Source organism: Massilia phyllostachyos (genome assembly GCF_021044825.1).
In the GTDB taxonomy this organism is placed as follows: Bacteria; Pseudomonadota; Gammaproteobacteria; order Burkholderiales; family Burkholderiaceae_D; genus Telluria; species Telluria phyllostachyos.
The window spans coordinates 230,525-251,566 of sequence record NZ_JAJNOC010000003.1 but is presented as its reverse complement, the minus strand read 5'-3'; the positions used below and the strand labels follow the sequence as shown (position 1 = coordinate 251,566).

At 66.7% G+C, this 21,042-nt stretch carries 17 protein-coding genes and 1 tRNA gene; 3 read left to right on the top strand and 15 right to left on the bottom strand.

Going from position 1 to position 21,042, the window contains the following annotated elements; genetic code table 11:
- The 7 genes from pth to LQ564_RS12030 form a co-directional block, all read right to left on the bottom strand.
- Nucleotides 1-585 carry an aminoacyl-tRNA hydrolase gene (pth, locus tag LQ564_RS12060; RefSeq protein ID WP_231058335.1) on the bottom strand — a complete coding sequence of 195 codons (585 nt, stop codon included), beginning with the start codon at nucleotides 583-585 and terminating at the stop codon, nucleotides 1-3.
- A 302-nt stretch (nucleotides 586-887) separates the two neighbouring features.
- Nucleotides 888-1,475 carry a 50S ribosomal protein L25/general stress protein Ctc gene (locus LQ564_RS12055; protein WP_231058334.1) on the bottom strand — a complete coding sequence of 196 codons (588 nt, stop codon included), beginning with the start codon at nucleotides 1,473-1,475 and terminating at the stop codon, nucleotides 888-890.
- Nucleotides 1,476-1,733: 258 nt separating this feature from the next.
- Entirely contained in the window at nucleotides 1,734-2,684 is a 951-nt protein-coding gene (locus LQ564_RS12050) for a ribose-phosphate pyrophosphokinase (protein ID WP_231058333.1), read from the bottom strand.
- A gap of 143 nt (nucleotides 2,685-2,827) precedes the next feature.
- Nucleotides 2,828-2,904 (bottom strand) — tRNA-Gln (locus LQ564_RS12045).
- Between the two features lie 67 nt (nucleotides 2,905-2,971).
- A complete protein-coding gene (gene ispE, locus LQ564_RS12040) occupies nucleotides 2,972-3,871 on the bottom strand; it encodes a 4-(cytidine 5'-diphospho)-2-C-methyl-D-erythritol kinase (protein ID WP_231058332.1) in 900 nt (299 codons plus the stop codon).
- Between the two features lie 11 nt (nucleotides 3,872-3,882).
- Nucleotides 3,883-4,461: an outer membrane lipoprotein LolB gene (locus tag LQ564_RS12035; RefSeq protein WP_231058331.1), complete on the bottom strand. Its 579-nt coding sequence runs from the start codon at nucleotides 4,459-4,461 to the stop codon at nucleotides 3,883-3,885.
- A gap of 97 nt (nucleotides 4,462-4,558) precedes the next feature.
- Nucleotides 4,559-6,394 (bottom strand): tetratricopeptide repeat protein, encoded by a 1,836-nt coding sequence (locus tag LQ564_RS12030; protein ID WP_231058330.1) that lies wholly within the window; start codon nucleotides 6,392-6,394, stop codon nucleotides 4,559-4,561.
- A 111-nt stretch (nucleotides 6,395-6,505) separates the two neighbouring features.
- Here LQ564_RS12030 and mutM point away from each other — a divergent pair, with 111 nt between their 5' ends.
- From mutM to mutY, 3 genes are read left to right on the top strand one after another with little or no spacing between them, the layout of a single operon-like run.
- A complete protein-coding gene (gene mutM, locus LQ564_RS12025; protein ID WP_231058329.1) occupies nucleotides 6,506-7,351 on the top strand; it encodes a bifunctional DNA-formamidopyrimidine glycosylase/DNA-(apurinic or apyrimidinic site) lyase in 846 nt (281 codons plus the stop codon).
- Between the two features lie 31 nt (nucleotides 7,352-7,382).
- Complete coding sequence (locus LQ564_RS12020; protein ID WP_231058328.1) at nucleotides 7,383-9,290, top strand: dynamin family protein; 1,908 nt, start codon at nucleotides 7,383-7,385, stop codon at nucleotides 9,288-9,290.
- Nucleotides 9,287-10,390 (top strand): A/G-specific adenine glycosylase, encoded by a 1,104-nt coding sequence (mutY, locus tag LQ564_RS12015; protein WP_231058327.1) that lies wholly within the window; start codon nucleotides 9,287-9,289, stop codon nucleotides 10,388-10,390. The genes LQ564_RS12020 and mutY overlap by 4 nt, the downstream gene beginning before the upstream one ends.
- A gap of 189 nt (nucleotides 10,391-10,579) precedes the next feature.
- On the opposite strand, the gene LQ564_RS12010 is transcribed toward mutY, so the two are convergent.
- From LQ564_RS12010 to LQ564_RS11975, 8 genes are all read right to left on the bottom strand, one after another.
- Nucleotides 10,580-11,713 carry a deoxyguanosinetriphosphate triphosphohydrolase gene (locus LQ564_RS12010; RefSeq protein ID WP_231058326.1) on the bottom strand — a complete coding sequence of 378 codons (1,134 nt, stop codon included), beginning with the start codon at nucleotides 11,711-11,713 and terminating at the stop codon, nucleotides 10,580-10,582.
- Nucleotides 11,714-11,717: 4 nt separating this feature from the next.
- Nucleotides 11,718-13,343, bottom strand: coding sequence for a bifunctional shikimate kinase/3-dehydroquinate synthase AroKB (gene aroKB, locus LQ564_RS12005; RefSeq protein ID WP_231058576.1), 1,626 nt, complete (start codon nucleotides 13,341-13,343; stop codon nucleotides 11,718-11,720).
- A 138-nt stretch (nucleotides 13,344-13,481) separates the two neighbouring features.
- Nucleotides 13,482-15,578, bottom strand: a complete 2,097-nt coding sequence (locus LQ564_RS12000) for an Ig-like domain-containing protein (RefSeq protein ID WP_231058583.1) — start codon at nucleotides 15,576-15,578, stop codon at nucleotides 13,482-13,484.
- Between the two features lie 66 nt (nucleotides 15,579-15,644).
- Nucleotides 15,645-17,801 (bottom strand): type IV pilus secretin PilQ, encoded by a 2,157-nt coding sequence (locus tag LQ564_RS11995; RefSeq protein WP_231058325.1) that lies wholly within the window; start codon nucleotides 17,799-17,801, stop codon nucleotides 15,645-15,647.
- Entirely contained in the window at nucleotides 17,798-18,340 is a 543-nt protein-coding gene (locus LQ564_RS11990) for a pilus assembly protein PilP (RefSeq protein ID WP_231058324.1), read from the bottom strand. The genes LQ564_RS11995 and LQ564_RS11990 overlap by 4 nt, the downstream gene beginning before the upstream one ends.
- Entirely contained in the window at nucleotides 18,337-19,005 is a 669-nt protein-coding gene (locus LQ564_RS11985; RefSeq protein WP_231058323.1) for a type IV pilus inner membrane component PilO, read from the bottom strand. The genes LQ564_RS11990 and LQ564_RS11985 overlap by 4 nt, the downstream gene beginning before the upstream one ends.
- Nucleotide 19,006: 1 nt before the next feature.
- Nucleotides 19,007-19,633, bottom strand: a complete 627-nt coding sequence (locus LQ564_RS11980) for a PilN domain-containing protein (protein ID WP_231058322.1) — start codon at nucleotides 19,631-19,633, stop codon at nucleotides 19,007-19,009.
- Nucleotides 19,630-20,694: a pilus assembly protein PilM gene (locus LQ564_RS11975; RefSeq protein ID WP_231058321.1), complete on the bottom strand. Its 1,065-nt coding sequence runs from the start codon at nucleotides 20,692-20,694 to the stop codon at nucleotides 19,630-19,632. The genes LQ564_RS11980 and LQ564_RS11975 overlap by 4 nt, the downstream gene beginning before the upstream one ends.
- Between the last annotated feature and the right edge of the window lie 348 nt (nucleotides 20,695-21,042).

Sequence of the window (21,042 nt, the reverse complement as noted above, 5' to 3'; positions counted from 1 at the left end):
TCAGTTGGTGTGCAACTGCATCGTCGCCTGCTCCATCTTGCCTTCGCAAGCGAGCGGGATGATGCGCAGCGCCTTGTCGATCGACTCCTCGATCAGGGTCTGTTCTTCGCGGCGCGGGCGGTGCAGCACGAAGTCGGCAACGGCCTGCTGCAGGTTCAGGCTGCGCGGGTGGCCGATGCCGAGGCGCAGGCGCCAGTATTCCTGGGTGCCGAGCGCCGAGGTGATGTCCTTCAGGCCGTTGTGGCCGCCCGAGGAACCGCCTTTCTTGAGCTTGGCGACGCCCGGCAGCATGTCGAGCTCGTCGTGCACGACCAGCACTTCATCCGGATTGATCTTGTAGAAGCGCGCCAGCGCGCCGACCGACTGGCCGGAGCGGTTCATATAGGTCAGCGGTTCCAGCAGCCAGACTTCGTTGCCCGCGATCCGGGTCTTCGCGACCATGGCATTGAAACGCGACTCGCGCTGCAGACGGCAGCCGGGCAGCGAGTTGGCCAGGTTGTCGACCAGCCAGAAGCCGGCGTTGTGGCGGGTTTGTTCGTATTCCGGACCCGGGTTGCCGAGGCCGACGATCAGACGGATGGACATGCGCTGTCTACTTTGATTCTGGGAAAAGAGGATTATCGCCGAAAACCAGCGCCGCGTAGGGTGGTCGGCTCTACCGTGAAACCGATTTTGCGGCATCGTGGGCGCCGACCGCGCGTTCAAACCACGGTGATGCCGCCCGCTCGCCTGTTCTTGCGCTGGTTGAACGCGTGGGCGGCGCACACGGCGCGGCATATCACAGGCCGCAGGTATGGCCGCCCACCCTACAAAAACAAAACCCGCCGGGCAAAGCCACGGCGGGTTTCGGATTTCAAGGAGCCGCCACGGCGGCCCACAAGAAAGTATTACTCTGCAGCGGCTTCAGCCGAAGCGACGCCACGCGGGATCGAGGTGGTGACCAGGGTCAGGTTCTGACCGTGGGTCAGCGCGGTGACGCCTTCCGGCAGCACCAGGTCGTTCACGTGGATCGACTGGCCGGCTTCCAGCTTGCTCAGGTCGACTTCGATGAATTCCGGCAGTTTGCCCGGCAGGCAAGCCACTTCCAGCTCGTTGGCGACGTGCGAGATGACAGCGCTGCTCAGCTTGACGGCTGGCGAGATCTCGGCGTTGACGAAGTGCAGGGTGACCTTGGTGTGGATCGGCTTCGATGCGTCGACGCGCTGGAAGTCAGCGTGCAGGACCAGTTGCTTGTATGCGTGCATCTGGAAGTCGCGCAGCAGGACTTGCTGGGTCTTGCCTTCGATTTCGAGGTCCAGGACCGAACCGTGGAACGCTTCTTTCTTGAGCGCGTGGTACAGGGCGTTGCCGTCCAGGGCGATCAGTTCCGGGGTGGCGCTGCCACCGTAGATGATGCCTGGGGTCTGGCCAGCCTTGCGCAGGCGGCGGCTCGCTCCGGTCCCCTGCTGAGTGCGGTTGAATGCGACTACTTTCATGTGAAACTCCAAAAAATAAACGGGTCCGAATGCCGGCTTCGACGCCAGCCCGGTAACCCAGTGGTGACCGCCCCGCGACCAGGGCAGTCAAGAACAAGCGCCGGACTGCGCGCTCAAGAATGCGGAAACCCGACATTTTCGGCCTGCCGAGAATGTCGTCCCGGCGCAGGCCGGGACCCAAGTTCTTCTTGCATCAACGGCGCGCCGGCCTTGTCAGCCAGGCGCGCCGTAAATTACGGTGCGGTGTTGCTTATCTGCTTATTCAGCGAACAGCGAAATGACCGAATCACCCTTTACGATCCGCTTGAAGGTTTCGGCCAGCAGCGGTGCGCTGGTCAGCTGGCGGATCTTGCCGCAGGCGGCGCCCGCGGCGCTCAGCGGGATGGTGTCGGTAACGACCAGCTCGTCCAGCGGCGAGTTCGAGATGCGGTCGATTGCCGGACCCGACAGAACCGGGTGGGTGCAATACGCCACGACTTTCTTGGCGCCGCGTTCCTTCAGCACTTCGGCAGCCTTGGTCAGGGTGCCGGCGGTGTCGACCATGTCGTCCATGATCACGCAGTTGCGGCCTTCGACTTCACCGATGATGTTCATGACTTCCGACACGTTCGCCTTCGGGCGGCGCTTGTCGATGATCGCCAGGTCGCAGCCGAGGCGCTTGGCCAGCGCGCGGGCGCGGACCACGCCGCCGACGTCCGGCGAGACCACCAGCAGGTCTTCGTAGTTCTTGCGCTGCAGGTCGCCCAGCAGGATCGGCGATGCGTAGATATTGTCGACCGGGATGTCGAAGAAGCCCTGGATCTGGTCGGCGTGCAGGTCCATGATCAGGACGCGCTCGACGCCGGCTTCTTCCAGCATGTTGGCGACGACCTTGGCCGAGATCGCGACGCGCGCCGAGCGCGGGCGGCGGTCCTGGCGGGCGTAGCCGAAGTAAGGAATCGCAGCGGTGATGCGGCCGGCCGAAGCGCGCTTGAGCGCGTCCACCATCAGGATGATTTCCATCAGGTTGTCGTTGGTCGGTGCGCAGGTCGATTGCAGGACGAAGACGTCTTTACCACGCACGTTCTCGTTGATCTCGACCATGACTTCGCCGTCCGAGAACTTCGAAACCATTGCTTTGCCGAGTGGAATGCCGAGATTTTTCGCGACCCCCTCTGCTAGTGCCGGATTGGCGTTGCCGGTAAAAACCATCAGGTTTTCGTAAGCCATGGAGGGAACCCCAAGAAATGCGTTGTTGAAACTGGAAAAACAATCAGCCGGTCGAGCCGGCTGATTAGCTTATGGATGCAGGCCGAACGCTGCACCGCTGTTTATCCCGCTGGAGGATCATGCCTCGACAGCCGGGAAAACTTTGGCAGGGGAACAAGGATTCGAACCTTGGTATGCCGGAATCAAAATCCGGTGCCTTAACCAGCTTGGCGATTCCCCTACACGACTGAACTGCTTGCCGTTACATTCCACGTATTTTAACGTCTAACGTCGCGACAGGCAAAATTTTATTCCATAACTGCTTGATTCTGCAAGAGCGATTTCATCGGGTGGCTTCCAAGCGAATGCGCCTTCCATGCTCTCCACTTATCCGGCACATGTGCCAGAACAGCATCCGCATCGCGCTCGCTGGAAAATGCACAGAACACACATGCCCCCGAGCCAGTCATCCTGGCATCGCCGTAACCGCCCAACCATTCAACCGCCTCTCTTACCGGCGGGAACAGGCGTTCAGCCACGTCCTGCAAATCATTCTTCCCGAAGCCAATCCGACTGCCTGATTCGGCGTAGCTGCTGGAAAAGTCCGCTATTATGACGGGCTTCGTATCTCTTGTCAAATCGGGCGCCGAAAAAATCGCCGGGGTCGGCACCGAGACGCCCGGCTCCACCACCACATACCAGCAATCCGGCCCAGGCACGGCCTGCAGGGCTTCGCCGATGCCTTCGGCAAACGCGGTCTCCCCGAACAGGAAGAAGGGAATGTCGGCGCCCAGCGGCAAGCCCAGAATCATCAGCTCCTGCTGCGACAGGCCCGCCTGCCACAGGTGGTTCGCCGCCATCAGCGCGGTGGCCGCATCCGAGGAACCGCCACCCAGCCCGCCGCCCATCGGCAGGATCTTGTCCACCCGCACGTCGAGGCCCGGCGGCAGCCGGCCATGGCGGCGCGCATGCTCCGCCTGCAGCAGGCGCAGCGCGCGCACGATCAGGTCCTGCTCTTCCGGCACCCCGGGCACCTCGTTGACGCGCACGATGCGCTCGTCCGCGCGCAGGTCGAAATGCAGGGTGTCGGCGCGGTCGATCAGCTGGAACACGCTTTGCAGCAGGTGGTAGCCGTCGGCACGGCGGCCGGTCACGTGCAGGAACAGGTTGAGCTTGGCCGGGGCCGGGCAATGGTGCAGCGAACGCATCTGGTAAAACCTCAGGCCTGGTTGACGATGATGCGGATTTCCAGGTCCTGGATGTCCCCTGCCGCGGCGCGCGTCGCATGGATCACGCGCGGCTTTGGCTGGGCCGCGTTCGGGTCATGCCATTCCATGAAGCGCAGGCGCCAGCCGTCTTTCGTGACGATTTCGTTGCGCGCCGGCGACGCGGCGAAGCGCTGGCCCTGGGCATCGACGGCATAGCCCTGCAACCAGTCGCGCAGGCCGGAGACCGGCAGCGGCCAGCCCAGCGTGCGCTGGGTCAGTGTGTCGATATCGGCTTCGCTCACCGGCGCACTGCCGCCCTGGGTCAGCGTCGCCGATTGCGGCGTGACGTCGATGGTCGCCACGGTCTGGCCCAGCGGATTGGCCAGCGACACGTTTACATTGCCCGGGCGCTGCGTCCAGTCGAAGCTGCCGGTCACCGATTCGACCTTGCCATCCTTCTGGTAATTCACCGACAGCCGCCCGCTCAGCTCGATGGTGTCGCGGTAGGCGGCCACGGTGGCGAGATTGCTGCTGGGTGCGGTGGCGCAGCCGGTCAGGGCGAAGGCAAGTGCGAGGGCGGACAGGGTCAAGCGTCGATTCATCGGCATGAGATGGGAAAGACAAAGGTGGCGAACGCCGGCCCGCCGTTTCATCAAGGGCAAGCCGGCATCGAAAACGTGGATTATTTCACAAGCTCTGGCGCAGGCGCGCCAGCGTGTTGCGCAGGGTATCGTTCTGCGGGTCCTTGGCGCGCGCCTCGCGCCAGAGTTGCTGGGCATCGGCCTGGCGGCCCTTCTGGAACAGCACCTCGCCCAGGTGCACGGCGATCTCCGGGTCACGGCGCAGCGCATAGGCGCGGCGCAGGTATTTTTCGGCCTCGTCCAGGTTACCCAGGCGATAGTGCACCCAGCCCATGCTGTCCATGATGAAAGGGTCGCCCGGCGCCATCTCGAGCGCCTTGTTCACCAGCGCTTGCGCTTCCTGCAGGCGCACATTGCGCTCCGCCAGCGAGTAACCGAGGGCGTTGTAGGCGTGGTGGTTATCCGGCGCCAGCGCCATTACCTCGCGCAACTGCTTTTCCATCACATCGACCTTGCCCAGCTTTTCGGCCAGCAGCGCGAAGTCGTAGAGCAGGTCGGGATTCTTCGGGAAGCGCTTGGCGGCCGCTTCCATTAGAACATAGGCGTCGTTCAGACGGCCTGCGTCGCGCAGCAATTGCGATTCGGCCACCGCCACCTGCACCTGCTGCGTTTCTTCCAGCGGTTTCAGGCCGGCCAGCAGCTTGCGTCCGCCCGCCAGGTCGCCCTGCTTGCCGAGCAGCTGGGCACGGCGCAACTGAGCGCTGAACAGCAGCGCAGGTTCGGTACCGGGCGGCACCTTGTCGAGCCAGGCCGAGGCGCCGGCGTAATCGCCGCGTTCCTCGGCGATCTGCGCCAGGATCAGGAGCGCCCGGGTCGGGTCGCGCTCGTCTTCGGGATTGCGGCCCAGCACCTCGACGAAGCGGGTGAAATAGCCTTCGGCGGCGCCGGCGTCGTTCATCTGGCTGGCCAGCACGCCGAGCGCGTACAGGTTGCCGGCGTCGTCCGGGCGCCCGGCCAGCAGCGCCTCGAACTGGGCGCGCGCCTGCGGGTACTGCTTCTGGTTGACCAGGACCCGGGCGTGCGCCGCCCGCACCTCGCGCGCGTCCGGATGGCTCTTGAGGAAGGCTTCCAGCATCTGCCCGGCCTTGACCTCGTCTTCCATGGTCTGGGCCACCATCAGCACGGCGATCTCGGAATCGGGCTTGGCGGCCAGCGCGGCGCGGGCTTCGCTGCCGGCTGCCGCGCGGTCGCCCCGGCCGAGGGCCACCTGGGCGCGCACGATGTGCGCTTCCATGGTGCCGGCATAGGGCGCCACCACCCGCTCCAGCATGGCGGCGGCGGCTTCCTTGTCCTTGGCGCGGCCAAGGAGTTGCTGGATCTGGAACAGCAGCAGGCCGCGCCGGTCCGGCGCCACCTTCTGCAAACGCTCGACGAAGATCGGCTCGACCTCGGCGATATTGTCGGAGGTGACCACCATGCCGACGAAGTACTGGGTCGCCTCGTCCGACGCCGGATCGAGCTGGCGCCACACGCGCACCGCGGCCAGGGTATCGTCGGCCTGGCGCGCCGCCACCGCCATCTCGGCCGCGCGGCGCGCCAGGCGCGGATCGCGGGTCTGCTGCGCCAGCGCCAGCATGGTCAGGTACGGCCCCTGCCAGTCACCCTTGCGGAATGCGAACTCGGCCTTAAGTAACTGGTTCAGCATGCTGCTGGTCAGTTCCACTTTCGGCAGCTTGGCCTCGGCTTCGAGACGCGCCTTCGCCTCCGCCGCTTCCTCGTCGGGTTCCGCCCCCTCCCCTTCCGCCGCGGCGAGCGGGGTGTCGGACTCCGCCACGGGCGCGGCCGCGGACGACGCGCCGGTCGCCGCGGGCTGCTGTTTCGGCGCGACAGCGCACGCCGCCAGGAGACTGGAGAGGGTTACAATGACGAAAGCGTTTTTCAAGGCATGTCCGGGTGTCGAGGATGTTGTCCGATTCTACGCTCAAGCATGCGCCCGCGTGCACTGCAGCGCATCCTGAACCGCTGCGACGACTTTACACGAACTCCCTCCCCCATGCCTGAACTGCCAGAAGTAGAAGTCACCCGGCGCGGTGTCGCGCCCCACATCGAAGGCCGCATCGTCGAAACCGCCGTCCTGCGCCGCGAGGGCCTGCGCTGGCCCTTCCCGCCCGACCTGGCGGGCTTGCTGGCCGGCCGCCGCATCCTCGCCACTGGCCGGCGCGGCAAATACCTCCTGATCAATTTCGAGCACGGCACCCTGATCGTCCACCTCGGCATGTCCGGCCACCTGCGCGTGCTGCCGCCCGGGGTCGAGCCGCGCAAGCACGACCACTTCGACCTGGTGGTCGCCGATCCCGACATTGGCCCGTCCAGCCGCCAGGTGCTGCGCCTGCACGACCCGCGCCGCTTCGGCGCCGTGCTATGGCATGGGGAGCATGAGGGCGAACTGGAAGCGCACATGCTGCTGCGCGGCCTCGGCGTCGAGCCGCTGGGCGACGGTTTTTCCGGCGCGCTGCTGCACCGCGAGACCCGCAAGCGCAGCGCGCCGATCAAGCAGGTGCTGCTGGCCGGCGACATCGTGGTCGGGGTCGGCAATATCTACGCCTGCGAAAGCCTGTTCCGCGCCGGGATCAATCCCAAGACCCCAGCCGCGCGCATCAGCCGCGCCCGCTACGACAGGCTGGCCGAGGCGATCAAGGACATCCTGGCCGCCGCCATCGTGCAGGGCGGCAGTACCCTGAAAGACTTTATTGCAGTAAATGGCCAGTCAGGGTATTTCCAACAGACATATTTCGTCTATGATCGTGCTGGAGTGCCTTGCCGCAACTGTGGCACGCCGGTCCGCCAGATCAAGCAGGGCCAGCGCTCGACGTTCTACTGCGTCCAGTGCCAGCGTTAAAAGGCGACCAAGCACGATTCGAGGGCGGAAGATGCAGGATTTTCAACAGTACGGCGCATGGCGCGCCGCGGTTTGCCAGTCACTGGAAGCTTACGGCGCGGCACTGCGCGAAACGGGCGCGATCGACGGCGCCGGCGAGCAGGGTCTGGCGCGGGCCCTGGCGCGCTTGCGCGACGATCGCCTGTCGGTGGCCTTCGTGGCCGAGTTCTCGCGCGGTAAAAGCGAACTGATCAACGCGATCTTCTTCGCCGACTACGGCCAGCGCATCCTGCCTTCCAGCGCCGGCCGCACCACCATGTGCCCGACCGAGCTGCTGTACGACGCCGCCCTGCCGCCCTGCATCCGCCTGCTGCCGATCGAGACCCGCGCCGGCCACCTGTCCACCAGCGACTACCGCGACGAGAGCGCCGCCTGGACCGTGCTGCCGCTCGAGCTCGACGCGCCCGAGCGCATGCAGGAAGCCTTCCGCCAGGTCAGCCTGACGCGCCGCGTGCCCAGCGGCGAAGCGGTGGAATACGGCCTGTGGGACCCGGAAGACCCGGACACCGCGAGCAGCCTGGGCCCGGACGGCACGGTCGAGATCCCGCGCTGGCGCCACGCCATCATCAACCTGCCGCATCCGCTGCTCAAGCAAGGCCTGGTGATCCTCGACACCCCGGGCCTGAATGCGATCGGCACCGAGCCGGAACTGACCCTGAACCTGATCCCGAACGCGCACGCGGTGCTGTTCGTGCTGGCCGCCGAAACCGGCGTGACGCGCAGCGACATCGAGGTCTGGCGCACCCATATCGGCGCCGGGCCCGGACGCCTGGCGGTGCTGAACAAGATCGACGCCATGTGGGACGAGCTGCGCACGCTTGAGGAGAACGACGCCGAGATCGCGCGCCAGCAGGCGGGCGTGGCGCAGATGCTGGGGCTCGACAGCGCACGGGTGTATCCGGTGTCGGCGCAGAAGGCCCTGGTCGGCAAGATCAACGGCGACATGGCGCTGTTCGAGAAGAGCCGCCTGGGAGCGCTGGAAGCGGCCCTGTTCCACGACCTGATCCCGGCGCGCAGGGACATCGTGCGGCGCCAGCTGCGCCACGACCTGGACAGCCTCGCGGCCGGCGAAAAGGCATTGGCCGCCGCGCGCATGCGCGACCTGGTCGAGCAGCTGCAGGAGCTGAAAAGCCTGCGCGGCAAGAACAAGGGCGTGATCGCCCACATGATGCGCCGCGTCGACCTCGAGAAGAAGGAATTCGACGCCAGCCTGGTCAAGCTGCAGGGCACCCGCGCCGTGTTCGCGCGCCTGTCCACGGAACTGTATTCGACCCTGGGCATGGACCTGGTCGCGGCGCAGGCCGACACGGTGCGCGATGCGATCGCCGCCGCACGCTTCGCCACCGGCATGCGCGCGCCGGTGCGCGACTATTTCGCCGGCGCGCGCGCCAGCCTGGATGCGTCCCAGGCCAAGGTCGACGAAATCGCCGCCATGATGGACAGCATGAGCCGCAAGTTCTCGGCCGAGCACGGCCTGGCCCTGTCCAGCACGATGCCGCTCTCGCTCGACCGCTACCGCCAGGAGATCGATGAGGTCGAGGCGCTGTTCGTGAAGCAGTTCGGCACCGCCACCCTGCTCATGACCAGCCGCGCGACGCTGATGGAGCGTTTCGTCGACGCCATCGTCTCGCGCGTGCGGCGCAGCTTCCAGGCCGCGAACGCCGATGCCGAAACCTGGCTCAAGGTCCTGATGGCGCCGCTCGAGACGGCGATCCGCCAGCACCGCGAAGGGCTGCGCCACCGCCTGGCCTCGATCGAGCGCATCCACGACGCCACCGACAGCCTGGAACAGAAGATCGAGGCATTCGAAACCACCCAGCGCGAGTGGGAAACCCGCCGCGCGAGCCTCACCACGATGGCGGCGCGCATCCACGCCGTCCTCGACGAACATACCGCATGAAACGCCTCACCGAATTCGACCAGCTGGCCGACCCGACCTTTTCCCACGCCGTGATCGACTGGCAGCGCAGCCACGGCCGCCACACCCTGCCCTGGCAGAACACGACGGATGCCTACCGCATCTGGCTGTCCGAGATCATGCTGCAGCAGACCCAGGTCGCCGCGGTGCTCGGCTACTACGCGCGCTTCCTCGAGCGCTTCCCGACCGTCCACGCCCTGGCCGAGGCGCCGGGCGAGGACGTGATGGCGCACTGGAGCGGCCTCGGTTACTACACCCGCGCGCGCAACCTGCACGCCTGCGCCAAGCGCGTGGTCGCGGACTACGGCGGCGTGTTTCCGAGCGACCCGGCGCTGCTGGCCGAGCTGCCCGGCATCGGCCGCTCCACCGCCGCCGCCATCGCCGCCTTCTCGTCGGGCGTGCGCGCCGCGATCCTGGACGGGAACGTCAAGCGCGTGTTCGCGCGGGTGTTCGGCATCGACCAGTACCCGGGCGAGAAAAAGGTCGAGGACGCCCTGTGGCGCCGCGCCGATGCGCTGCTGCCGGAAAGCGGCATGGAATCGTATACCCAGGGCTTGATGGACCTGGGCGCGACGCTCTGCACCCGCTCGCGCCCCGCCTGCGAACGCTGTCCCCTGCAGGCGCGCTGCGTGGCCTACGCCACCGGCCGCACGGCGGAGCTGCCGGTGCGCAAACCGAAGAAGACCACTCCGGAAAAACGCGCCGGCATGCTGGTCGTGATCGACCGCGGGCAGGTGCTGCTGGAGCAGCGGCCGGGGACCGGGATCTGGGGTGGCTTGCTGTCGCTGCCCGAAGTGGACGGGCACCTGGGCGTCGAAGTCGATGCCCCGTCCGCGTCCGCGGTGGCTGTCGCGGCGGCGCAGTTCGGGCGGGTGGACGAGGTGGAGGCGCTGCGGCCGCTGGTGCACGTGTTCACGCACTACAAACTGCACATCAATCCGTGGCTGGTGCGCTTGTCGGAGCGTGGTGGGGCGACCGGGCGGCATCTGTGGTGGGACCTGGCGCGCATCGAGGAGGCGCCGTTGCCGGCGCCGGTCAAGAAGCTGCTGGTGGAGTTGGGGACGCCAGGCTTATTTAGCTGACGGCCGGCATCTCGCCACCGCCTCTTCCCACCACCGCCCTACAAACCGTCATCCCGGCGGAGGCCGGGATCCAATCTTGCACGCGGACCATTAACGCTTGCGTGCACCTGCCAACGTGACGCCACGAAATTAGGCTCCGGCCTTCGCCGGAGCGACGTGCTGAGGCGAGCGACTGACGGCAACGTCAGGTCAGAAGTGATCGAGCGAGAAGATGCGGCGATGCTCGCGAATCGCATACCGGTCCGTCATCCCCGCGATGTAATCCGCAATCTTCCTCGCCTGCCGCATCGGATCCCCTTCGACCTGGTAATCGTTCGGCAGCAGCACCGGATCCTGCAGGAACGCCTCGAACAGCTCGCGCACGATGCGCGACGCCTTTACCCGCATGCGGTTGACCTGGAAGTGGCGGTACAAATTCGCATACAGGAAGCGCTTCAGCGCGGTGGTCTCGGCCCGCATCTGCGGCGAGAAGCGGATCAGCGGCGCCGAGGCGCGCACGTCGTCGATGCTCTGCGGCGCCGCTTCCAGCAGCAAGGCCCGCGAGGTCTCGACCAGGTCCGCCGTCATCGCCGTGATCATCAGGCGGATCGTCTCGTACAGCGCGCGCCGTCCCGCCAGCCCCGGGTACTGGGTCTCCACCATGTGCCGGTGGCGCGCGAACAGTTCCACTTCCTCCATCTGCGCCATGGTGAGCAGGCCCGAACGCAGGCCGTCGTCGATGTCGTGGTTGTTGTACGCGATCTCGTCGGCCAGGTTGGTCAGCTGCGCTTCCAGGCTGGGCTGGCTGCGGTCGAGGAAGCGGCGTCCCAGCTCGCCCAGCTGGCGCGCATTGGTCAGCGAGCAGTGCTTGAGGATGCCCTCGCGCGTCTCAAAAGTGAGGTTCAGGCCGTCGAACGCCCCGTAGTGCTCTTCCAGCTCGTCCACCACGCGCAGGCTTTGCAGGTTGTGCTCGAAGCCGCCGAAATCCTTCATGCATTCGTTGAGCACGTCCTGGCCCACGTGGCCGAAGGGCGTGTGCCCGAGGTCGTGCGCGAGCGCGGTGGCTTCGACCAGGTCTTCGTTGAGCTGCAGGCTGCGCGCCAGGGTGCGGCCGATCTGGGCGACTTCGATCGAGTGCGTCAGGCGGGTGCGGAACAGGTCGCCCTCGTGGTTGAGGAAGACCTGGGTCTTGTATTCGAGCCGGCGGAAGGCGGTCGAGTGGATGATGCGGTCGCGGTCGCGCTGGAACTCGCTGCGCGACCCCGCCGGCGGCTCGATGTGGGTGCGGCCGCGCGACTTCGACGAATGGGCTGCGTAGGGGGCGAGGCGGGCGTCGAAGTCCATGCGTTTATCCTTTCACACAGGCGTCCAGCGTGGCCCGCAAGGTCTCTGGCGGGACGGTGGTGATCGAAGGACTGCCCAGGGGTTTGAGCAGGATGAACTTGATCGCCCCGCCCTCGTTCTTCTTGTCGACCGCCATCAGCTCGATCCAGCGCTCGATGCCGAGGTCCGGCGCCACGGTCGGCAGGCCGGCCGCCTGCACCAGCGCGCGCACGCGCTCCACGGTGGCGGCGCCGACCAGGCCCAGGCGCGCCGACAGGTCGGCCGCCATCACCATGCCGCAGCCGACCGCTTCGCCGTGCAGCCAGTTGCCGTAGCCGAGGCCCGATTCGATCGCGTGGCCGAAGGTGTGGCCAAAGTTCAGCACCGCGCGCAGGCCGCCTTCGCGTTCGTCCTTGCGCACGACGTCCGCCTTGATCTCGCAGGAACGCGCGATCGCATACGCCATCGCCTGCGGCTCGCGCGCGACCAGCTTGCCGATGTTCTGCTCGATCCAGGCGAAGTAGTCGGCATCCAGGATGGCGCCGTGCTTGATCACCTCGGCCAGGCCGGCCGACAGCTCGCGCGGCGGCAGGGTGTCGAGGGTGGACGTATCGGCGATCACGGCGCGCGGCTGGTAAAACGCGCCGATCATGTTCTTGCCCAGCGGGTGGTTGATGCCGGTCTTGCCGCCCACCGAGGAATCGACCTGGGACAGCAGGGTCGTCGGCAGCTGCAGGAAGGGCACGCCGCGCATGTAGCTGCTGGCGGCGAAGCCGGTCAGGTCGCCGATCACGCCGCCGCCCAGCGCCACCAGGGTGGTCTTGCGGTCGCAGCGGTGTTTCAGGAGGGCGTCGTACACCAGATTGAGCGACTCCCAGTTCTTGTGCTCTTCGCCGTCCGGCAGCACGATCTCGACCACCTCACGCCCCTGCGCGCGCAGGGCGCCGGCTACGCGCGCCAGGTAGAGCGGCGCGACGGTGGTGTTGGTGACGATGGCGGCCTTGCCGCCGTCGACGTGGCGGTCCAGCAGCGCGCCGTCGTCGAGGAGATTGGGGCCGATCGCGATCGGGTAGCTGCGTTCGCCGAGTTCGACGTTGAGCGTGGTGGGTGCCTGTTGGTTCATTGCGTCCTTGCCGGGCCGCCGAGCGCAGGCCGCGGCACGGGCGGCGTCCAGCGCGGCGAGCTGGTCCAAAATGGTCTGTACCATCGATTGTACGTTAGGTCGGCCGGTATCGATGACCAGGTCCGCAATCTCGCGGTACAGGGGGTCGCGCTGGGCGAACAGCTCTTCCAGCCTGGCGCGCGGGTCGGCGGTCTGCAGCAGCGGGCGGTTCTTGTCGTGCGAGGTGCGCTGCAGGATGCTGCCGATCGAGGCGCGCAGGTAGATCACGGTGCCGCGCTCGGCCAGCAGGGCACGGCTGGCCGGGTTCAGCACGGCGCCGCCGCCGGTGGCCAGCACCAGGTCGTCCTGGCTGCTCAGGTCGCGGATCACGTCCGCTTCGCGGCGGCGAAAACTGGCCTCGCCCTCGATCTCGAAGATCCAGGGGATGGTGGCGCCGGTGCGCGCTTCGATCTCGTGGTCGGAGTCGACGAAGCGCTTGCCGAGCTTGCGCGCGATCTGCCGCCCGATGGTGGTCTTCCCTGCCCCCATCAGGCCGACCAGGAAGATGTTGTTGCTCTTTGGATGAGGCACTGCCGGGTCCGCGGAAATGAAAAAAAGACGGCCAGTATAGACTGGCCGCCTTCGGTTCCGTCAAAAAAACGCCGCGCGCGGCGGCGTCGCAAGGGATCAGCCGCGGAAGCCGAAGCCGGTGACCTTGCCCTTCGGCGTCGCCACGCGCACCATGAAGCTGCCCGGCGCGCAGGTCAGGTCCGGCTTGACCGTCACGCGGTGCAGGGTGCCGCCCACGGCATTGGTCGAGGCGACGGATTCCGGCAGGAAGCTCGACACGCCCAGCTTGGTGGAGTCGGTGGTGCCCACCGTGGTGCCGGCCGGCAGCGGGTTGTTGTTGCGGTCGTACAGGCGCACGGTCAGCACCTTTTCCGAGCAGCCGGTGCCCGACACGCCTTCGACGAAGCTCGGGTCGCCGTCGGCGGCGGTCCAGTCGCGGCAGGTGGAGCCGGTGCAGACCTGGCGCACCAGGTTGGCGTCCGAATCGCTGAACACGATCTCGATCGAGCGGCGGATGTAGTTCAAGCCCCACTTGCCATCGCCCGCCTTGCTGTAGGTGCTGCGGTTGTAGGGGAACGGCAGGTCGCGCTTGTTGGGATCGTAGTCGCCATCGTTCAGATCGGCGTCGAGGAAGGGGTCGCCCAGGTCGCCGCTCTGGTCGCTCGACGCATCCGGGAATTTTTCGCCGACGCCGTTGCAGATATCGACCAGCGGACGGTAAGGCGCGGGGCCGGTATAACCGCGGCAGGTGTACTGGCCATCGCCATTCTCGTCCACGAAGTTCTCGATACCCTGAAGGTAGGCCATCACCGTTACACGGCCGTCCTTTGGCCGGTATTCCTGGCTGCGCAGGGTCACGGTGCAGCCGCCGTCCTTGGTGACGCAGGCGCCCTGTGCCGAACTGCCGACGGCGCCGCCTTCGGTCACGAAGTTGATCGCGGTGTTGTCCGACACGGGATTCCCGTACTGGTCGGCCAGTAGCACCGTGATGTCGGTCGTTTCGTTATCGTACCTGGTGCCCTCGATGTTGTATTTCTCGGCGCTCATCGACATGAACTTCTGGATCGGCAGGCCGGTCGAGATGGTCAGGGTATCGGACAGGCCGCTGATCTTGACGCCGTTGCGGGTCGCTTCGGCGATCACGCGCACCGGGGTCGGCACCGTGCCCGAAGAAACCATGGTCATCACGTTGCCGGCGCTGTCGGTGGTTGCGAAGTTCGGCGACACCGCCAGGCCGCCGGTGTTGGTAGTGGCGCTGAAGTTCACGCCCACGCCCGGCAGCGCGTTGCCATGCTGGTCGACCACGCGGAAAGTGACCTGTGCCGCTTCCGAGCGGCCCAGACCGCCCGAGCCCTTCAGCACGATCGAACTGCCCGACACGCTGGTGCCCGAGAACTGGATCGCGCCAATGTTGGCAGCGATAACGTCCAGCGGTATGTTCCGGCTCGAGTTCCCGATCGAAACGGTAATGGTGTCCTTGCCGCGCGTACAGCCGTTATTGGTGTAAGTGGCAGTCTGGATACCGTTGGCGAACGCGCCCGGCACCAGGGTCGCGGTACCGTCGCCCACGCACAGCGAGGTCATGTTCAGGCCCGAGATCGAGGTAGCAGCCTGGCCGCCGCTGGTGACCGGAATGCTCAGCGAGACGGTGCTGAAAGCCGGCAAGGCCCCGCTCGGGGGCGGCGAGAAAGTCAGCGCGCCAACGGTCAGCGGGGCCGCGCCCACCGAGATGTTGCTGCTGGCCGTGGCCGTCTTGCCGCCGACCACCGAGGTCGCGGTGATGCCGACCGCGCCGGCCGAGGTCACGCTGGCCGGCTTGACCGACACCACGGCCACGCCGTTGGCGTCGGTCAGGGCCGAGCCGCTCTCCGGGGTGAAGGCGACCAGGCCCTGGGTAGTGGTGGTGAACTGGACGATCGCGCCAACCGCCGGCTTGCCGGCGGCGTCCAGCACGGTGGCCCTGACGGTGGCGCTCTGGCCGCCCGACAGCGAGCTGATATTGGCGCCGCCGCCGTCGGTCAGGGTGACGCTGATCTTCGGGTCGGTCGTGACCGGGGTGGTGGCGCCGCCGCCGGTGTTGCCCGAGCCGGTGCCGCCGGTGCCGCCCGGCGAACCGCCGCCGCCGCCGCAGGCGGTCAGGATGGCGGCCGCCAGGCCGATGGCGGTCCAGCGACCGAGCGACGCCAGCGCGTCCTGTTTGGCTGATTGGTGCATGACTTCTGTTCTTCCTTTTATCGTGTCGTTGTACTGCGGTACTTTATGCGCGGCGGCGTTCCCGAATCAGCGGCCGACGTCGGCGACGATCTTCGGCGTGATGAACACCAGCAGTTCGGTCTTGGTGCTCTCGCGGCCGGTCGACTTGAACAGGTAGCCGAGCACCGGGACGTCGCCCAGCAGCGGCACCTTGTTCTCGTTGTTGCGTTCGGTCTGCTGGTAAATCCCGCCCAGCACCACCGTGCCGCCGTTCTCCACCATCACCTTGGTCTTCACGTGCTGGGTGTTGATGGCGGGGCCGGCGCGGGTTTCCTCGCCCTTGCTGTCCTTGTTGACGTCGACCTCCAGCACGACGTTGCCGTCCGGGGTGATCTGCGGCGTGACTTCCAGGCGCAGGTTGGCCTTCTTGAAGGTGATCGAGGTCGCGCCGCTGCTGGTGGCGACCTGGTAGGGCAGCTCGATGCCCTGCTCGATCACGGCGATCTGCTTGTCCTCGGTGACCACGCGCGGGCTCGAGATGATCTTGCCCTTGCCGTCCGCTTCCAGCGCCGACAGTTCCAGGTTCAGGAAGCGGTTGGCGGCCGAGGAGAACAGGCTGAAGGCCAGCGAGGGCGCGGCGGCGCCGCCGATCGCGGCCGCCGGCAGGTTGACCAGGGTGGTGTTGGTGTAGCCGTCGCCGTTGTCCGGGGTCTGGCCCGTCACCTGGCCGATGCCGGTCAGGTTGCCGCCGATGGCGACGCGCTCGTTGCCCTTGACCTGCCAGCCCGAGTCGCCGCCGCGCAGGGTGCGCAGGTCGGCGAAGCCGAGCTTGGCGCCGAGGTTGCGCGAGAAGCCGTCGTTCGCTTCCACCAGGCGCGCCTCGATCAGCACCTGCTTGGAGGCGACGTCGGTCTTCTGGATGAGTTTACGGATGTCCTCGATCTTGGACGCCACGTCGGTCACGAACAGCTGGTTGGTGCGCGGGTCGATGATGGCGCTGCCGCGCTTGGACAGCACCCGGCCGCGGTTGTCGCCCGAGGGCGCGCCGGTGCCGGCGTCGAGGCCGAACACGGTGCGGAAGGATTCGACCTTCTGGTAGTTCAGCTGGAAGATCTCGGAGCGCAGCGGCTCGAGTTCGGCGATCTGGGCGCGCTGCTCGAGCTCGAGCTTTTCCTTGGTCAGCAGTTCTTCCTTGGGCGCGATCCACAGCACGTTGCCGTTCTTGCGCATGTCCAGGCCCTTGGCCTGCAGCACCACGTCGAGCGCCTGGTCCCAGGGCACGTCCTTCAGGCGCAGGGTCAGGTTGCCGGTGACGGAATCGCTGGTGATGATGTTCAGGCCGGAGATGTCGGCGATCGCCTGCAGGGCGGCGCGCACGTCGACGTTCTGGAAGTTGAACGAGAGCTTCTCGCCGCGGTAGCCGGTGGTGCCCTGGGCCAGGCGGTTCGGGTCTTCCTTGATCGGACGCACGTCGACCACCAGCTGGGTGTCGCTCTGGTACACCGACTGCTCCCACAGGCCCTGGGCGTCGATGGTCATGCGGGTGTTCTCGCCCTGCGGCGTGGTGGTGATGCGCGCCACCGGGGTGCCGAAGTCGGTCACGTCGAGGCGGCGGCGCAGGGTGGCCGGCACGCCGGTGCGCAGGAAGTCGACGATGATCTGGTTGCCCGCCTGGCGCACGTCGACGCCGGTCTGGCCGTTCGGCAGGTCGACCACGATGCGGCCTTCGCCGTTGGCGCCGCGGCGGAAGTCGAGGTCGCGCAGCATTTGACGGGCCGCCGGCGCGGCTGCCGCCGGCGCCGGCGCGCTGGCGGCCACCGCCGGGGCGGTGCCCGGGCCTTCGACGGTGACGCGCACCATCTTGCCCTCGACCGCGCTGCTGTAGTTCAGCGCGCGCGCCAGGTTCAGCACCAGGCGGGTACGCTCGCCGGCCTGCACCACGTTCAGGCTGCGCACGTCGCCCAGGTTGATGTCCTGGGCCGACTTGCCGGTGGCGTTGCTGGTGGCGCCGAAGTCGAGCGCGATGCGCGCCGGATTCGTGATCGAGAAGCCGATCGGCGGCTTCGCCATCGCCTCGCGCATGCCGATGTTCAGGACCACGTTCGGGCCCTGCTGGGTGGCGGTGATCGACTCGATCGCGTTCTGGGCCGCGGCCGCGCCGGCGCCGAGCGCCAGCAGCAGCATCGCGGCCGAGCGCAGCAGCCAGGCCGGCACGGTCGAACGCATGTTCATGTGTTGGGTCATTTACCGCTCTCCTTGCTGTCCGCCAGCTCGATCGTCGCCTTGCGCTCGACCCAGTCGCCGGTGGGGTCCTGCACTACTTCCCTGATGTCGATCGCGCCTTCGTTGATGCGCGTGACCAACCCGTAATTCTGGCCGATGCGCTGGCCGGTCCTGACCTGGAAGATCGACGCGTCGATCTGCACCAGCGCATAACTGACGCCGCCCTTCTGCAGCGTGCCCACCATCCGCATGGTGTCGAGCGGGTAGTTCTCGAGCACTTCGCGCGGCCGGTTGGCGTCCGGCGCCAGCGGATTGGCGCTGGCGGCGGCCATGCGCTGCATCTCGCCCAGCAGCTTGACCTCGCTGAACGGCTCGACCGCGCCGCGCGGATCGTAGGCGTAGGGGACGAATTCCTTCGGTTCCGGCAGCGGCTTGACGGCGGGCGTGGTCTCCTGCTTGACCTGCTCCATCCAGTCGCGCACTTCCTTGACGTCGCCGTCGCCGCAGCCGGCCAGCAGCAGGCCGGCCGCGAGCAAGGCGCACATATTGCGCAGCATCATGCGCCCCCCTTCTGCTTCTTCATCTTCTCTTCGCGCGCCTTTTTCTTCTGCGCCGCGATCTCGTCCGGATCGAGGTAGCGGAAGGTCTTGGCCACCGCTTCGAGCTGCAGGCTGCCGTCCTTGCCGCTGACCGCCATGTTGTTGAGCGTGACGATGCGCGGCAGGTTGGCCATGTCGGCGGCGAAGGCGCCGACGTCGTCGTACTTGCCGACCACCTTGATGTCGATCGGCAGTTCGGCGTAGTAGTCGCGCACCACTTCCGCGCCCGGCTTGAACAGCTCGAACTGCAGGCCGCGGCCGACGCCGGCCTGGTTGATGTCGGACAGCAGGTCCGCCATCTCCGACTTGCTCGGCAACTGCTTCTCCAGGCGCACCACGTACTGGTCGACCTGGGCCTTCTGCGCCTGCAGGGCCTCGAGATTGATCGCCTGCGCCATCTTGACGCGGTATTCCTCGCGCAGCCTTTGTTCTTCGGCCGCGCCCTGTTCCTGGGTCTCGAACTGGCCGCTCCAGTAGAAGAAGTAGCCGAGCACGGCCACCAGCGCCATCACGCCGGCGGCGCACAGCAGGCGCGGGGCCAGCGGCCACTGGCCGGGCTGGCGGCCCTGCAGGTCCTGGAACTGGGCGGCCAGCTGGGCGCCGAGGTCTTTGAGATCAATATTCATGTCATGGGGCCTTCGCGACCGTGGCGCCGGCGGCCGGCGCGCCCGGTTTGCCCGGCAATTCCTCCTGCTCGCGCGGACGCTTGATCTGCACGTCCATCTGGAACTCGACCACCTTGCGGCCGCTCTTGCTCTTTTCCAGGGTCGCGACCTTCACTTCGGTCAGGTTGGGGCGCTCCAGCCAGGTCGAGCTGCCCGACACGTTGCGCAGCAGTTCGGCCACCCGCTCCTGCGACTGGGCGTAGCCGTTCAGGGTGACCAGCTGGCCGGTCTGGCGGAACGATTTCAGGTACACGCCTTCCGGCGTCTGGCGCACCAGTTCGTCGAGCAGGTAGACCGGCTGGTTGCGGTCGCCCTGCAGGTCCTCGACCGCCTGCTGGCGCGCCTTCAGGGCTTCGATTTCTTCCTTCAGGGTCTTGATGTCGGCGATCTTCTTGTCCAGTTCCGCGCCGGCGGTCTTGAGCACCAGGTTGCGCTCGTCCTGGACCGCGATGCGGCTGGCGTTCCAGGCGCCGACCAGCAGCACGATGGCGACGCCGGCCAGGCCGCCCAGCGCCATCAGGGCGACGAATGCCGCCTGCTTCTGCTTGCGCTTGGCCTCGCGGTGAGGCAGCAGGTTAATCCGGATCATCCGAACCTCCGCAGGGCCAGGCCGCAGGCCACCAGGTAGGCCGCGCCTTCCTGGCGCAGCTGCTGTTCGCGCACCAGCGGGCCGTAGCCCATGCCCTCGAAGGGCGCCACGATGCCGCTCGGGATGCGGGTGCGGCCGGCGATCAGGTCCAGCAGGCCCGGCAGGCAGGCGCAGCCCCCGGCCAGGTAGAGCTGGTCGATGCGGGTATAGGGCGTCGAGGTGAAGAAGAACTGGATCGCGCGCGTGATTTCCAGCGCCGCGCTTTCGAGAAAGGGAGCGAGGATCTCGGCGCGATAATTCTCCGGCAGGTCGCCGGCCTTCTTGCGCGTCTCGGCTTCCTCGAACGACAGGCCGTAGGCGCGCACGATGTCCTGGGTCAGCGTGTTGCCGCCGAAGGGCTGCTCGCGCTCGTAGATGGTCTCGCCGTTCTGCAGCACCGACACGTGGGTGGCCTGGGCGCCGATCTGGAACAGGGCGATGATCTGGTCCGGCTTGGCCGCGGCCACGCGATCGAGCGCGGCGCGTGCGGCGTAGGATTCGATGTCCATCACGGTGGCGGTGAGGCCGGCCGCTTCGGCGATCGCCACGCGGTCCTCGACCTTCTCGCGGCGCGCGGCGGCCAGCATGACTTCCATGTCCTCGACCGAGTTCGGGGCCGGCCCGATCACGTCGAAGTCGAGGCTGACCTCGTCCAGCGCGAACGGGATGTACTGGCTGGCTTCGGACTCGACCTGCACTTCCAGCTGGTCTTCCGACATGCCGGCCGGGAGGATGATTTTCTTGGTGATGACGGCGGCCGGCGGCATGCCGAGCGCAACCAGCTTGGCGCGGGTGCCGCTCTTTTTCCAGACGCGGCGCACCGCTTCGGACACCTGGTCGATGTTTTCGATATTGCCGTCCACGACCGCGCCGCGCGGCAGCGGTTCCGCGGCATAGCGCTCGAGGCGGAGCATACCCTTGCCGGCATCGGCCAGCTCGACCAGCCGGACGCTGGACGTGCTGATGTCGAGTCCGGCCAATGGCGGACTGGACTTTCCGAACAAGGAACTGAGATTGATCACGCGCGTACTCCCTGGTGCCCGTCGGTTGCGACGGGATCTGATGTTCAACGCCCGCGTGCGGGAATTTCTTCAATAAATCTGAGACTTGATGCACATATATGAGGCATCGCGTTAGATCGTAGCGAAAAGGATGCTCTGGGACAAGATTTTTCTACCCGGGAAGGGGCGATTCCGGGGCGTGCGCGCCACACTCCGCCACAGAGTGTTATCTCCCCTGCCACGACCGTTTGCAGCTTGATATTGACGGACGCCGTTTTGCTTGAAGTTCTGCTCATCCGTGCCGGTATCGGGCTGGAATCGTGTGACTTATAATGGCCCGATCAACCGAGCTAAATTTACCCAGCGAAA